Below are 13,929 nucleotides of genomic sequence, written 5' to 3'. Positions count from 1 at the left end.
CGTTCGTTCGCCCCGACGGCGAGCGGGGCGAGGACATCGCTAGCGTCCGGACCATGGAACGCACGAACGTCACCGCAGAAGATCAGCAGGCGATCACCGGGACCCCGGTCGGCTTCGCCCCGGACGAGATCCGGACGGCGGAGCCGACCCGGTCCGCGCGCCTGAAGTGGGTCGTCGTGGTCGCCGAGGAGCTGCCGCCCGGGCGCGCCGTCAACGCGGCCGTCTGCGTCGCGGCGGCCACCTCCCGGGCCGTGACCGGGCTGCTGGGGCCGGACGCCCGCGACGCCGACGGGTCGATGCACCCGGGGCTGCCATGGGCGGGGTGCACGGTGCTGGTGGCCCCGGCGGCGGCGCTCGTCGCCCTGCGCGCGAAGGCCGCGGCCGCGGCGGACGTCTTCGTCGCGGACATGCCCGAGGCGGCGCAGACGACCCGCGTCTACGACGAGTACCTCGCGGCGGTGGCCGGCGCGACGGGCGAGGATCTGGGTCTTCTCGCGGTCGGCGTCGTGGGGCCGCGCAACCGCGTCGACAGGATCGTCGGGCGGCTGCCGCTGCTGCCCTGAGCCGGGCGGCGGGGGTCGGGTGTTCGACTCTGTTCGGATCGGTGGGAACCGCTCGCCGGCGGTGCTTGTGTGAGCCCCGGACCGTCGACGACGACAGGGAGCACCACCGCACATGCACGTCCTACCCCCGCACGCCGCGCCCGCCGGGGCGCAGCCCGGACGACGAGGACGGGGCCGCGCCGGCCTCGTCGCCGCCGGGCTCGGGGCCGCCCTGGCCCTCACCACCGCCGCCGCGCCGCCCGCCGTGGCCGCGAGCACCTTCCCCGCGCTGACGCCGGAGGCGCTCGTCGCCGCCGACTTCACGCTCTACTTCGCCAACGCCGGCGCGACAGACACCGGGGGCGTGGCCGCCGGGGACCACCTGGGCCTGTACCAGTCGCGGACCGACCAGCGGCTCGGCGAGGATCCGGGCACCCGGACCCGCTGGGGCTACGTCGTCGACGCGACGTCCAACCCCGTGCCGCGCACCGCGGCCGGCCTCGAGAAGACCGCCACGCTGCTCTACGACGACGAGCCCGCCGGCTCCTCGCTGCCGTCGCGGCGGGTGGCCTACGCCTTCGACGTGCCCGCCGGGTCCTACGACGTGACCTTCGGGTTCGCCGTGCCCAGCGCCTGGGGCAGCCGCACGGTCACCGCCGTGACCGAGGGCGCGGTGCGCGAGCAGTTCGCCACCGGCACCACGCCGCTGGCCAAGACGTACGCCGTGGACGTCAGCGACGGCACGCTCGACGTGGCCGTCGGCAGCCCCGCGAACCGCACCGGCCGCGACGCCGACCCGCTGGTGAGCTGGGTCGTGGTGAAGGCGAAGCCGACGTGGACGCCGGAGCTGCTGGCCGCCCGCGTGGCCGACGCGACGCTCACCGCCACCGAGCGCGCGGGGTACGCGGACGACTCCGTGGCGGACCTCGACGCCGCGCTGGCCGCCGCGCAGCGGCTGCTCGACGCCGGGTCGACCGACGCCGTCGCCCTGGCCGCCGCCTCCGACGCCGTCGTGCGTGCGACCGCCGCCCTGCGACCCGTGGTCACCTACGACTCCTTCCGCCCCGGCCAGCCCTGGCTCGACGACCAGGGCCGCGTCATCAACGCCCACGGGGGCCAGGTGGTCCCCGCGACCGACGCCGCCGGCGAGCGCATCTGGTACTGGTACGGCGAGGACCGCAGCAAGGGCTACTACGACAGCCCCGGCGTGCACGTCTACTCCTCGCGCGACCTCTACAACTGGACCGACGAGGGCCTGGCGCTGCGCGCGATGAGCTCGCAGGACCAGTTCGCGTCCGACCCCTACTTCTCGGCGCTCTACGGCGGCTACAGCGACGCGCAGCGCGAGGTCGTCTGGCGTGACCTGTCGACGAACCGCGTGCGCACCGACGGCTGGGCCGCGCCCTCGATCCTCGAGCGGCCGAAGGTCATCTACAACGAGGTCAGCAAGAAGTGGGTCATGTGGGTCCACTCCGACGGCCCGGCGACGAAGGACCAGACGTCCACCTACGCGCGCGCCGAGGCGGGCGTGGCGATCGCCGACTCGCCCACGGGCCCGTTCCGGTGGATCGACTCCTACCGGCTCAACCGCGTGCCCAGCGGCTCCGTCCCGTGGTGCGGTACCGGCTCGGCCTTCGACCCGGCCGGCGGCATGGCCCGCGACATGAACCTCTTCGTCGACACCGACGGCACGGGCTACATCATCTACTCGTCCGAGGAGAACCGGACGATGTACATCTCGCGGCTGAACAGCGACTACACGTACCTGTCGGCCTCCGCGGAGACCGCGGTCCAGGGCGTCGACTTCGTCCGCACGCTGCCGTGCAGCCAGCGCGAGGCGCCGGCGATGATGAAGCAGGACGGCACGTACTACCTCGTGACGTCCGGTGCGACGGGCTGGGACCCCAACCCGGCGCGGTACGCGACGGCGACGAGCATCCTCGGCACGTGGACCGACCGCGGGAACCCCATCACCGGGGCCGGCGCGGAGAACACGTTCCGCTCGCAGAGCACGTCGATCATCCCGATCGACCCCGCCCGCGGGAGGTTCGTCTACATGGGCGACCGCTGGACGCCCGACGACCTGTCGAACGCGCCCTACGTGTGGCTGCCGGTGACCCTGTCGGGCGAGGCCGGCGACCTGTCGCTGACGAACCCCGCGGAGTGGGACCTCGGCGACCTGCCGACGTACGAGCCGTGGGACGTCGCCGTGACGATGCCGGACCACGTGGCGCTCGGCGACACGGCCGGGCTGCCGGCGCAGGTGCGGGTGACCAGCGGCGGGGCGACGACGACGCAGGCCGTCCGCTGGGACGCCGCGAGCATCGGCGCCCCCGGCGTCCGCACCGCGCGGGGCACGCTGCCCGACGGCCGGACCTTCTCCCGGTCGGTGCTCGTCGTGCCGGTGGGGCTGCGGTACGCGGTGAACGCGGGCGGGACGGCGACGGCGGACTGGACGGCGCTCGTCGGCGTCGCGCAGGCGGACCGGCCGCTGCTCAACAGCGCGCCGGAGCAGCCGCTCGGCACCGACCCCGTGACCGGCGCCCGCTGGGGCTTCACCGGCGCGAGCGGCACCGAGGGCACCGCCCTGGGCACGATCGACACGACGCTGCGGTGGGCGAGGGACAAGCAGCCGCTCGTCTACACGTTCACGGGCCTGGACGCCGGCACCTACACCGTGCGCGCCGGCTGGTACGACCCGTGGCCGCAGGCCAACCGCGCCGCCCGCGTGAGCATCAACGGCAAGGTCGTCGACGAGCAGCAGCTCTTCACCGCCACGCCCGTCGCGGACGCCTACCCGGGCGTCGTCGTGGGCGCGGACGGCACGATCACCGTGACGGTCGCCCCCACCCGCTCGCCCGACATCCAGGTGAGCTGGCTGACCGTCGAGCAGGTGCCGCAGGCGCAGACGGTGTCGCTCGAGCCGCTGGGCGACGTGCTCTTCGGCGAGACGGCGTCGGTCGAGGCGGTGGCCTCGTCGTCGTCCGGCCTGCCGGTGACGCTGACGGCGGAGGGCGCGTGCACGGTCGAGGGGACCACCGTCACCCCGACGCGGGCCGGGACGTGCACCGTCACCGCGACGCAGGCCGGCGACCACGGGTGGCTGGCCGCCGCCCCGGTCTCGCGGTCGTTCGAGGTCCGGCCGTGGACGCTCGTCGGGTTCGCGGCCCCCGTCGACATGGGCGGCGTGGTGAACACCGCCCGTGCCGGCAGCACGGTGCCGGTGAGGTTCGAGGTCCTCCAGGGCGACCTCGAGCTCATGGACCCGGCGGTCGTCGCCTCGGTGACGGTGGCCCGGGCCGCCGTGCCGGGCGGGACGCCGACGGACGAGGTCGAGGCGGTCGGTACCGGGGCCACGGGCCTGCGGTACGACGCGGCGGCCGGGCACTTCGTCCACACGTGGCGGACGCCGAGCACCCCGGGCACCTACCGGCTCACGGTGACGACGCAGGACGGCTCGACGCTGGGCGCGCTGTTCCGCCTGCGCTGACCGCCTGCGCCGATCGCCCGCGCCGACCGACTGCGCCGACCCCCGCACCGGTCCTGCGACCGGCCGCGACGCCCCTCCCCGGCACCTGGTCGAGGAGGGGCGTCGTGGCGCGTCACGGGGCCTCGTCGTAGGAGCCCACCACCGCGACGTCGAGGGCGAACTCGACGCCGACGGCGCCGAAGAGCAGCCGCCCGGCCTCGTCGGCGGCGGCCCGCACCGCGTCGGCCACGGCGTCCGCGAGCGGTGCCGGCGTGTGCACCAGCACCTCGTCGTGCAGGAAGAAGACCAGGTGCGGTGCGCGCCCGGGCCCGTCGACCGGCAGCGCGCGCAGGCGGCGGCGCAGGGACGCCAGCCAGCACAGCGCCCACTCCGCGGCGGTGCCCTGGACCACGAAGTTGCGCGTGAAGCGGCCCTGGTCGCGCGCCCGGCGGCGCGCCGCGCGCACCTCGTCGGCCGACGAGCCCTCGTCGGTCGCGGCGGCCACCTCGTCGCGCCACCGGGGCCCCGGGGGCGGGGAGGACCGGCCGAGCCAGGTGGTGACGACCTCGCCGCGCTCACCCGCGCGGGCGGCGTCCTCGACGAGCGCGACCGCCTGCGGGTAGGCGCGGGTCAGCCGCGGCATGAGTGCGCCGCCGGCCCCCGAGGTCGCCCCGTAGATCGCGCCGAGCATCGCGTACTTGGCCTCGTCGCGGGTGGCGACGGTGCCGGCGTCGACGACGCCCTGGTACAGGTCGCGGTGGCGCCCCGCGGCCGCCATCGCCCGGTCGCCGCTCATCGCGGCGAGCACGCGCGGCTCGAGCTGCGCGGCGTCGGCGACGACGAGACGCCAGCCCGGGTCGGCGCGCACGGCCCCGCGGACCTCCTTCGGCAGCTGCAGGGCGCCGCCGCCGCTCGTGGCCCACCGGCCGCTGACCACGCCCGCGACGACGTACCCGGCGCGGAACCGCCCCTCGCGGACCCAGCGGTCCATCCACGCCCAGCCGTTGGCCCCGAGCAGGCGGGACAGCTTCTTGTACGCCAGCAGCGGCTCGCGGACGGGGTGCTCGAGCCGCCGGACCTCCCACCGGCTCGTCGAGGCCACCGGGCAGCCCGCCCGCCGCAGGGCCGCGAGGAGCTCCGGCTGCGAGTCGGGGTTCAGCGCGGGCTGGGACAGTGCCTCGCGCACCTCGTCGGCCAGGGCCTCCAGCCCTGCCGGGCGCCGGCCGGCCGGTGGTCGGGGCCCCAGCAGCCCGGTGAGGAGCCGGTCGTGCTCGGCCACGTCCCACGGCAGGCCGTCGTGCTCCATCTCGGCGGCGACGAGGGCGCCGGACGACTCCGCCGCTAGGAGCAGGCGCAGCCGGCCGGGCTCCGCGTCGGTGGCGAGCGCCGCGAGCTGGTGGCGCAGGACGGCGACGAGCGCGTCGGCGCCGGGCCCGTCGCCCGGGGCGGGGGCGACGCCGGGGCCGGGGTCCTCCGTGGCGACCGCGTCGAACAGCGTGGGGGCGGCGTCGGCCGGCGCCGTCGTCGCCGGCGGCGTGGCCGCGGGCAGGATCGCCCCGTCGTGCGGCGGGGGCGTGCACCGGGTGCTGGCGCGCAGCACGGCGTCCGCGAGGGCCAGGTCGTGGCAGCGCTCGACGCGGACGCCGGCGGCGAGCAGGGGCGGGTAGCGCAGCGCCGTGCGGTCCCACACCCAGCGGGGACGGTCGCGATCCTCTCGCGCCTCCCGCGCCGCCACGGCGGCGGCCAGGCCCGACGCCGCGACGCGAGCCCTCGCGCCGGTGGTCCCCTCGTCGTCCACGTCGACGAGGTCCCAGCCGCCTCCCGGGCCGCCGGGCGCGGGGGCGAGGACGACGTAGGGCACGTGGCCCATCCTCGCGGAGGTCCGCCGGCGTCAGGTCGTCGCCGGGGCCGCCACCGAGCGGGCGTAGGCCGCGGGCGTCGTGCCGAGGTGCGCCCGGAAGTCGCGCACGAGGTGCGCCTGGTCCGCGTAGCCGAGCTCGGCGGCCAGGTCCGCCCACGCCACGACCTCTCCCCGGCCGGCCCGGTCCGCCGCCTCGACGATCCGCCAGCGCCGCACCACCCAGGCCGGGCTGACGCCCAGGTGCTCGGCGAAGAGGCGCTGCAGGGTCCGCACGCCCGTGCCGGCCGCGGCCGCGAGCGTCTCGACCCGCAGCACCTCCCGGTCGCGCTCGGCCAGGGCGGCGACGGCGGTGACGGCCCGGGCCTGCGCCAGGACCGCCGCGGGGCGGGCCGCGACGACCCGCTCGAGCAGGGTCCGCAGGGCGTCCACGCGGGCGGCCTCGTCGCCGGCGTCCGCGACGAGGCGACCGACCGCCGAGCCGTCGGGTGCGTCGGGTCCGGCCACGGCTGCGACGGCCTCGTGCAGGTCCGGCCCGGGGGCCGGCCCCAGGATCGGCCCCAGGACCGGCCCCAGCACCTCGTCGAGCGGCACCTCCGCGTCGCGGAGGGTGTGCGCGGGCCGGCCGGTGAGGGCCGCCAGTCCGCCGGAGGTCTTCGCGGCGACGGTCCAGCCCGTCCCGACGAGCCGCCGCTCGTCGAGCCGGCTGCGCACCCCGTACACGCGGGCGCCGGCCGGGTCGAGGACGCGTCCGGCCCGGTCGACGGTCCCGACGCTGAGGTGCGAGGCGGGGTGCGTGAGGACGCGCTGCACGTGCACCCCGCCGGGCGGCAGCTCCCAGCGGACGGCCCAGAACCAGTCGACGAGCCCCTCCAGGACCGGACCCGGCGGGTAGCGCTCGAGGGTCGCCACGGCGCGCATGGAAGGCGGGTCGACGATGCCGCGCGTGTCGTCGCGGGACGGCACGGGCGGCAGGGGCGGGTCGGCCGGCACGGGGCCACCGTAGGGCGGGCCCGCGCGCGCCTGTCGCGTTCCTTCAATCGCCGTGTCGGCGGGCGGGCCTAGCGTCGCGGGCATGACGACCGACACGCCCCCTGCCGCCCCTCCCGCCGTCGACGACGACCTGCCGCCGCTGTTCCCCGCCGAGGCGCCCCCGGCGCTGCACGACCCGACCACCGCCCGCGCGCTGCTGACGCCGGTGCTCGCCGCCCTGGCCGACGTCGTCGCCGCCGTGCGGCCCGAGGACCTGGCCCGGCCGACGCCGTGCCGCGACTACGACGTCGCCGCCCTGCAGGACCACGTGCTCGGGTGGCTCGACTTCTTCGGGGTGGCCTTCGCCGACCCGGCGCGGCGCGGGCCGCGCCCCGACCCGGCGGCCTTCCGCGCCGCAGCCGACGGGCGGGAGCCGGTGGAGGTGGCGCGGACGGCCGCGGCCCGGCTCGACGACGCCCTGGCCGGCGGGGTCCTGGCCGGCGAGGTCGTCGTGTCGCAGTCCCGGATGGCCGGTCCCGGCGCCACCGGCATGGTGCTCGGGGAGTACGTGGTGCACGGGTGGGACCTCGCGACGGCCCTGGGGCGCCCGTGGTCACCGCCCGCGGACGCCGCGAGCACCGCGCACGCCTTCTTCGGCGGGATGATCGCGCCGGAGTACCGCGGGGGGCCCGACGGGTTCTTCGGCCCGGAGGTGCCGGTGCCCGACGGGGCATCCCCGCTGGACCGCCTGCTCGGCTTCGCCGGTCGTGACCCGGGCTGGGCGCCGGCGTCCTGATGTCTGGGCGCCGGCGTCCTGATGCCGACGCCGGCTCGGCGTCAGGACCGGTGCGTGGACAGCGCGCGCAGGTCCTCGACGCCGTCGTGCGCGAACCCGTCGCGCAGCGGGGACCCGGGCGCCAGGTCCGCGGGCGTCACCGGCCGGCCCAGCGCGGCGGAGGCGTAGATCGCCGTCACCAGCTCCAGCGACCGGTACGGCTCGGCCGCGACGGGCGGCAGCGGCCCGCCGCTGCGCAGCGCGTCGTACACCGCGCGCAGGAGCGGGACGTGGCCGCTCGGCTCGTCGTCGGCGGGCAGCGCCCAGGACGCGGGCGCCTCGGGGTGCTCGCCACCGGTCCGCCCCGGTGCGGGGGTGAGCCGCCAGGAGGAGGCGTCGTGCCCGTACAGGTGCTCGACCTCGACCGTCGCCGTCGTGGTGTCGACGCGCACGTAGCTCGTCTGCCGCGGGGCGAGGGCGGTCGTCACGACGGAGACCACGGCACCGTTCGCGAACCGGACGGTCGCCACCGAGGTGTCCTCCGTCTCCACGTCGCGGTCGAGCCGGAACGCGCGCGCGTCGACCTCCGCCCAGTCGCCGAGCAGGAAGGCCAGCAGGTCGAGCTGGTGGATCCCGAGCCCCAGCAGGGGGCCACCGCCCTCGGTGGCCCACCGCCCGCGCCACGGCACGGCGTAGTAGTCCTCCTGCTTGCGGTACCAGAGCGTGTGGCAGATCCCGACGAGCGGACGGCCGAGCTCGCCGGACGCCAGCAGCCGCTGCACGTGCCCGACGGCGGTGCCGGTGCGCTGCTGGAAGACGACGGCGTACTGCCGGTCCGCCGCCCGCGCGGCGGCGAGCACGTCGTCGAGCTCGGTGAGGGACAGGACGGGGGGCTTCTCGCAGACGACGTGCGCGCCCGCGCTCAGCGCCTGCACGGCCTGGTCGCGGTGCAGGCCGGGCGGGGTGCACAGGTGCACGACGTCGACGCCGGCCTCGCCGGCGAGCAGCGCAGCCAGGTCGGGGTAGGTCCGCGGGGCGCCGAACCGCTCGGCGAAGGTCGCGCGCACCTCCGCGGCCGGGTCGGCGACGGCGACGACCTCCGCCCCCGGGTCGGCCGCGACGGCGGCCGCGTGCGCGTGCGCGATGGCACCGGTGCCGACGAGCGCGACGCGCAGCGGGCGGGTGGGGGGCTCCTGGGTCACGGCCGCTCCTTCGCGGAGGTCCCGGCCGGTCGGTCCGGGCGGGACGGGGTGCGATCGCAAGCCTATCGGTAAGCGCTTGCCTCTCCAGGGCTGCCGGGGTGGCGCGGCGGCTTGACGGGGTGGGACGGCGTTCCTAGCGTGCGCCGGGACCGGCGGCCCGAGGGCGGGTCGCCCCAGCGACGAGGAGCACCGATGGCGCGCGTCTGCTTCATCTCCCGGGTCCGGCCGGACCGGCTCGAGGAGTACCGGGCCCGGCACGCGGCGGTGTGGCCGGAGATGCTCGAGGCGCTGCGGGACACGGGGTGGCGGGACTACTCCCTGCACCTGTCGTCCGACGGGCTGCTCGTCGGGCACCTCGAGACGGACGACTACGCGGCGGCCCAGGAGGCCATGACGCGCACGGCCGTCAACCCGCGCTGGCAGGCGGAGATGAGCGCGTTCTTCGTCGACCCCGGCAACCCGGACGAGGGGTTCCAGGTCCTCGAGGAGGTCTTCCACCTCGAGGACCAGCTCCGGGCGGCCGGGCTGCCGACGACGCCGCAGCCGCGGTGAGCGCGTCCGTCGTCCCGTTCCCCGATCCCCGCGTCGAGGTCCGGGGCGCCGCCTGGCTGGAGGACGTGCCGGGCAGCGGCGTGCTGCCGCACCGGCTGCCCGCCGCGGCACGCGCGCAGTTCCCGGACGGGTTCGTCGCGCTGTGCGACGAGCAGCCGTCGGGGGTGCGGCTGCGCTTCCGCACCGCCGCCGACCGCGTCACCCTCGACGTGTCCGTGCTGCGGACCGTGACGCACCCCCTGCCGCCGGCGGCGCCCGGGCCGTGGGACGTGCTCGTCGGCGGGGCGCTCGTCGCGCAGCCGGAGGGGTGCGGCGCGGCCGGCCCGTCCGGGACGGTGGCGCTGGACCCGCTCACGGGGGCGACGACCGCCCGGCCGGGACCGCGCACGACCGTGACGCTCGCGCTGCGGACGGGCGTGGGGCCGACCGACGGGCGGGGCGACGAGCCGGCCGACGTCGAGGTGTGGCTGCCGACGGGGGAGACCGTCGTGCTGCACGCGTTGCGGGCCGACGCGCCGGTGGAGCCGCCGGCGCCCGTGGCGCCGGCCGCGCCGCGGTGGGTGCACCACGGCTCGTCGATCAGCCACGGGGCGGCCGCGGCGAGCCCGGCGACGACGTGGCCGGCCGTCGCGGCGCGCCGCGCGGGGCTGGACCTGGTCAGCCTCGGCTTCTCGGGCAACGCGGTGCTCGACCCCTTCACCGCCCGGGCGATGCGGGACGCGCCCGCCGACCTGCTGAGCGTCAAGGTCGGCATCAACCTGGTGAACAAGGACTGCTTCCGGCTGCGGGCGTTCGTCCCGGCGGTGCACGGGTTCCTCGACACCGTGCGCGAGGGGCACCCGACGACGCCGCTGGTCGTCATGTCGCCGCTGCTGTGCCCGCTCGTCGAGGACACCCCCGGCCCGACCTTCATCGACCCGGCGTCGCCGCCCGACGCGCCCGTGTTCGCCACCCGGTGCACCCCCGCGGACGCCGTCGACGGGCGGCTGACGCTGTCGGCCATCCGCGACGTGCTCGCGGACGTGGTCGCCGCGCGGCGGGCGGCCGGCGACGCGGCGCTCACCTACGTCGACGGGCGCGACCTGTACGGCCCGGAGGACGCCGAGCGCCTGCCGATGCGCAACCGGCTGCACCCCGACGGCCCGGCGCACGTGCTCATCGGCGAGCGAGCGACACCGCTGCTGCGGGCCGCGCTGGGCGGGGCCGTCCCGTCCCCCTGAGCACGGGACGGCTCTGCTGCGCGGTCGCTCAGCGGCGGTCCGGCAGCGCCGCCAGCGCCGCGCGCAGGGCGTCGCGCAGGCGGTCGTCGCCCGCGAGCGCCGGCGGCACCACCTGCCGCAGGCCCAGCACCCGGTCGGCCAGCCCCTCCTCGGGTCCGGTCAGCGCCTCGGCCAGGACGGGGGCCAGCGGGTCGTCGAGCGGGACGACCCGGCCGGCGACGACGGCCGTGCCCGCGCTCGTCGCGCGGACCCAGCGCACCCACGCCGCGAGCACCGCCGCGCTCGCGGCCGGGACCGCGCCGGCCGCGAGCCTGTCCGCCACCGTGCCGAGCAGCCGCTGCGGCAGCTTCTGCGACCCGTCCATGCCGACCTGCACCGTGGTGTGCCCGGTCGCGGGGTTGGCGAAGCGGGCCAGGACCTCGTCGCGGTAGGCGGGCAGGTCCATGCCGTCCGGTGCGACGAGCGTCGGCAGCACGTCCTCGTCGACGAGCGCGCGGACCAGCGCGTGCAGGTCCGGGTCCGCGACGGCCTCCGCGATCGTCGCGTGGCCGCGCAGCGCGCCGGCGTAGGCGAGCGCGGAGTGCGACGCGTTGAGGACGCGCAGCTTCGCGCGCTCGTAGGGGGCGACGTCGTGCGTCAGCGTCGCACCGGCCCGCTCCCAGGCCGGCCGCGGGCCGGCGAAGTCGTCCTCGACGACCCACTGCAGGAAGGGCTCGGCGACGACGAGGCCCTCGTCGCGCAGACCGAGCAGGGCCGCCGCGCGGTCGCGGTGGGCCGGCGTCGTGGCGGGCACGATGCGGTCGACCATCGTCGAGGGGAAGCGCACGTGCGCCGCGACCCAGGCGGCGAGGGCGTCCGCCCCGGCGCGGCCGGCGACCGGCGGCGACGTCAGCGCGGCGTGCACGAGTCCGCCCAGCACGTGGCCGTTGTCGCTGAGGTTGTCGCAGGACACCACGGTGAGCGGACCGGCGTCCGCCCGCCGGCGCCGGGCCAGCCCGCGCAGGAGCATCCCCAGCGGCGAGCGCGCCGCGGGTGCGTCGTCGAGGGGGCGGGACGCGGGTGCGTCGAGCTCGTCGACCAGCGCGGCGAGGTCCGCCGCCAGGTCGGGGTCGGTGACGTCGGGGGTCCCGTCGGGGCGGCGGCGGTAGCCCTTCTCCGTGACGGTGAGCGTGACGACGTGCGTCGTCGGGGCCGCCAGCGCCGCGAGCACGCGTGCGGTGTCGCGGCCGGGGAACGACACCTCGCGCAGCGACCCGACGAGGCGCAGCGACGCCGTCTCGGCGCCCGCCCCGTCCTGGCCGAGCGTGAGGACGCCGTAGAGGCCGTCCTGCGGGGCGAGCTGCTCGGCGACGCGGGCGCTGCGCTGCGTGACGCCGTGGACGCCCCAGCGGTCGTCGCCCGTCGCGGCGGCCGCGTCCTCCGTGCAGACGGCCTGGTGGGCGCGGGTGAAGGCACCGAGGCCGAGGTGCACGACGCCCGTCCGCAGGCCGCGCGGGTCGACCGCCGGGCCCCTGACGCCCGCCGGCAGCCCGGCCGCGGCGCGGTCCGCCCACGTCTGCAGGGAGAGCCGGGGGGGCGTGGCGAGCGACGGATCGGTCGACGCGTCGGCCGTCGAGCCGGCGGTGGAGCCGGTCGTCGAGCGGGTCGTGCCGTCGGTCGGCGGCGCAGCCGGCTCGGTGGTGGTGCTCACGCGGGGGCTCCTGCTCGTCGGGCCGTGCGGCCGGGCTTGACCGCCGTCTCGTCGGGCGGGCTAGGCTAGAAAGCGATTTCACCACGACGAGCACCGGGCCCACAAGGGCCGGAGGGACGGCCATGACCGCCACGACGACGTCGGGTCCGGGCGCCCGCACCGGTGCCGGTACCGGCACCGGCTGGACGCTGCACCCCGACCGGGGCCTGCCCGCCGACCCCGTGCTGCGGTCGCTGGCCCGTCAGGTGCTCGAGGCGATCCAGCACCTCCCGATCGTCTCCATGCACGGGCACGTCGACGTCGGCCTGCTCGAGCGCGACGAGGCGTTCGGGGACCCGGCCTCGCTGCTCGTCGTGCCCGACCACTACCTCGTCCGGATGCTCGTCTCCCAGGGGGTGCCGCACGACGCGCTGGGCGTGCCGCGGCGCGACGGGGGTGCGGTCGAGACCGACCCGCGGGAGATCTGGCGGACGTTCGCCTCGCACTGGCACCTCTTCCGCGGGACGCCGACCCGGTTCTGGCTCGAGCACGTGCTCGTCGAGGTGCTCGGCGTGCAGGACCGTCCGTCGGCGGCCAGCGCGGACGCGACGTACGACCAGGTCGCGACGCGGCTGGCCGAGCCCGGCTTCCGCCCCCTGGCGCTGCTGGACAGGCTCGGCATCGAGATCCTGGCGACGACGGACGCCGCCGACGCCGACCTCGGCAGCCACGCGGCGCTGGCCGCCCGCGGGTGGTCGCGGGTGGTGCCCACGTTCCGGCCGGACGCCGTGCTGCACGTCGACCGGCCGACCTGGCGGACCGACGTCGCGCGGCTCGGGGAGCGTGCCGGGATCGAGGTCACGGGGCTGCCCACCCTCCTGGCCGCGCTGGAGGAGCGCCGCCGCGCCTTCGTCGCCGCCGGCGCGCGCGCCACCGACCACGGGCACCTGTCCGCGGACACCACGCCGCTCGACCCGGCCGAGGCGGACCGCGTCGTCGTCGCGGCGCTGCGCGGCGAGGTCGAGCCGGCCGCCGCGCAGGCCCTGTCCGGGCACCTGCTGCTCGAGATGGCGCGGATGTCCACGGAGGACGGCCTCGTCATGCAGCTGCACCCGGGTGTGCTGCGCAACCACGACCCGCGGGTGCACGTGCAGCGCGGACCCGACGTCGGCTACGACATCCCCGTCGTCACGGAGTACACGCGCGCGCTGCGGCCGCTGCTCGAGCGGTACGGGCACCACCCGCGGCTGCGGCTCGTGCTGTTCACCGTCGACGAGGACGCGTTCAGCCGCGAGCTGGCGCCGCTGGCCGGCGTCTACCCGGCGGTGCGGCTGGGTGCGCCGTGGTGGTTCCTCGACACGCTCGACGGCATGCGGCGGTTCCGGGAGGCGGTCACCGACACCGCCGGCTTCTTCAACACGACCGGGTTCGTCGACGACACGCGGGCATTCCTGTCGATCCCCGCGCGGCACGACATGGCCCGGCGCGTCGACGCCGGGTACCTCGCGCGGCTCGTCGCCGAGCACCGGCTGGACCTCGACGAGGCGGTCGAGACGGCGGTCGACCTCGCGTACCGCCTGCCGCAGGCGGCCTACCCGCCGTTGCTGGGCTGATCGCCCGGCCCGGCCGGGCGTGCCGACCGAGCACGCCGGCCGGGCAGGCGGGCTGGG

At 77.4% G+C, this 13,929-nt stretch carries 10 protein-coding genes; 6 read left to right on the top strand and 4 right to left on the bottom strand.

What is annotated here, in order from left to right; translation table 11 throughout:
• Positions 1 to 53: 53 nt before the first annotated feature.
• Complete coding sequence (locus AC2TDM_RS15380) at positions 54 to 563, top strand: DUF2000 domain-containing protein (protein WP_484635201.1); 510 nt, start codon at positions 54 to 56, stop codon at positions 561 to 563.
• Positions 564 to 675: 112 nt separating this feature from the next.
• The gene (locus AC2TDM_RS15375) at positions 676 to 4,032 is read left to right on the top strand and encodes a PxKF domain-containing protein (RefSeq protein ID WP_484635200.1); all 3,357 of its coding nucleotides are present in this window, start codon (positions 676 to 678) and stop codon (positions 4,030 to 4,032) included.
• A gap of 112 nt (positions 4,033 to 4,144) precedes the next feature.
• On the opposite strand, the gene AC2TDM_RS15370 is transcribed toward AC2TDM_RS15375, so the two are convergent.
• Together AC2TDM_RS15370 and AC2TDM_RS15365 are read right to left on the bottom strand one after the other, a co-directional pair.
• A complete protein-coding gene (locus AC2TDM_RS15370; protein ID WP_484635199.1) occupies positions 4,145 to 5,881 on the bottom strand; it encodes a bifunctional 3'-5' exonuclease/DNA polymerase in 1,737 nt (578 codons plus the stop codon).
• Positions 5,882 to 5,902: 21 nt separating this feature from the next.
• A complete protein-coding gene (locus tag AC2TDM_RS15365; RefSeq protein WP_484635198.1) occupies positions 5,903 to 6,862 on the bottom strand; it encodes a helix-turn-helix domain-containing protein in 960 nt (319 codons plus the stop codon).
• An 82-nt stretch (positions 6,863 to 6,944) separates the two neighbouring features.
• On the opposite strand from AC2TDM_RS15365, the gene AC2TDM_RS15360 reads away from it, so the two are divergent.
• Complete coding sequence (locus AC2TDM_RS15360) at positions 6,945 to 7,637, top strand: TIGR03086 family metal-binding protein (protein WP_484635197.1); 693 nt, start codon at positions 6,945 to 6,947, stop codon at positions 7,635 to 7,637.
• A gap of 41 nt (positions 7,638 to 7,678) precedes the next feature.
• Here AC2TDM_RS15360 and AC2TDM_RS15355 read toward each other — a convergent pair whose 3' ends face one another.
• On the bottom strand, positions 7,679 to 8,818 hold the full coding sequence (locus AC2TDM_RS15355; RefSeq protein ID WP_484635196.1) for a Gfo/Idh/MocA family protein: 1,140 nt from the start codon (positions 8,816 to 8,818) through the stop codon (positions 7,679 to 7,681).
• A gap of 192 nt (positions 8,819 to 9,010) precedes the next feature.
• Here AC2TDM_RS15355 and AC2TDM_RS15350 point away from each other — a divergent pair, with 192 nt between their 5' ends.
• Both AC2TDM_RS15350 and AC2TDM_RS15345 read left to right on the top strand, forming a co-directional pair.
• Positions 9,011 to 9,370 carry an L-rhamnose mutarotase gene (locus tag AC2TDM_RS15350; RefSeq protein ID WP_484635195.1) on the top strand — a complete coding sequence of 120 codons (360 nt, stop codon included), beginning with the start codon at positions 9,011 to 9,013 and terminating at the stop codon, positions 9,368 to 9,370.
• Positions 9,367 to 10,590, top strand: a complete 1,224-nt coding sequence (locus AC2TDM_RS15345) for an SGNH/GDSL hydrolase family protein (protein ID WP_484635194.1) — start codon at positions 9,367 to 9,369, stop codon at positions 10,588 to 10,590. Before AC2TDM_RS15350 ends, AC2TDM_RS15345 begins: the two co-directional genes overlap by 4 nt.
• Positions 10,591 to 10,618: 28 nt before the next feature.
• On the opposite strand, the gene AC2TDM_RS15340 is transcribed toward AC2TDM_RS15345, so the two are convergent.
• The gene (locus AC2TDM_RS15340) at positions 10,619 to 12,280 is read right to left on the bottom strand and encodes a mannitol dehydrogenase family protein (RefSeq protein WP_484635193.1); all 1,662 of its coding nucleotides are present in this window, start codon (positions 12,278 to 12,280) and stop codon (positions 10,619 to 10,621) included.
• Between the two features lie 122 nt (positions 12,281 to 12,402).
• Between AC2TDM_RS15340 and uxaC the strand changes: the two genes are divergently transcribed.
• Positions 12,403 to 13,872 (top strand): glucuronate isomerase, encoded by a 1,470-nt coding sequence (gene uxaC / locus AC2TDM_RS15335; protein ID WP_484635192.1) that lies wholly within the window; start codon positions 12,403 to 12,405, stop codon positions 13,870 to 13,872.
• Positions 13,873 to 13,929 lie beyond the last annotated feature (57 nt).

The sequence above is a fragment of the Cellulomonas sp. plas2 genome, from assembly GCF_057221735.1.
This window is presented reverse-complemented; position numbering and strand designations above follow the sequence as displayed.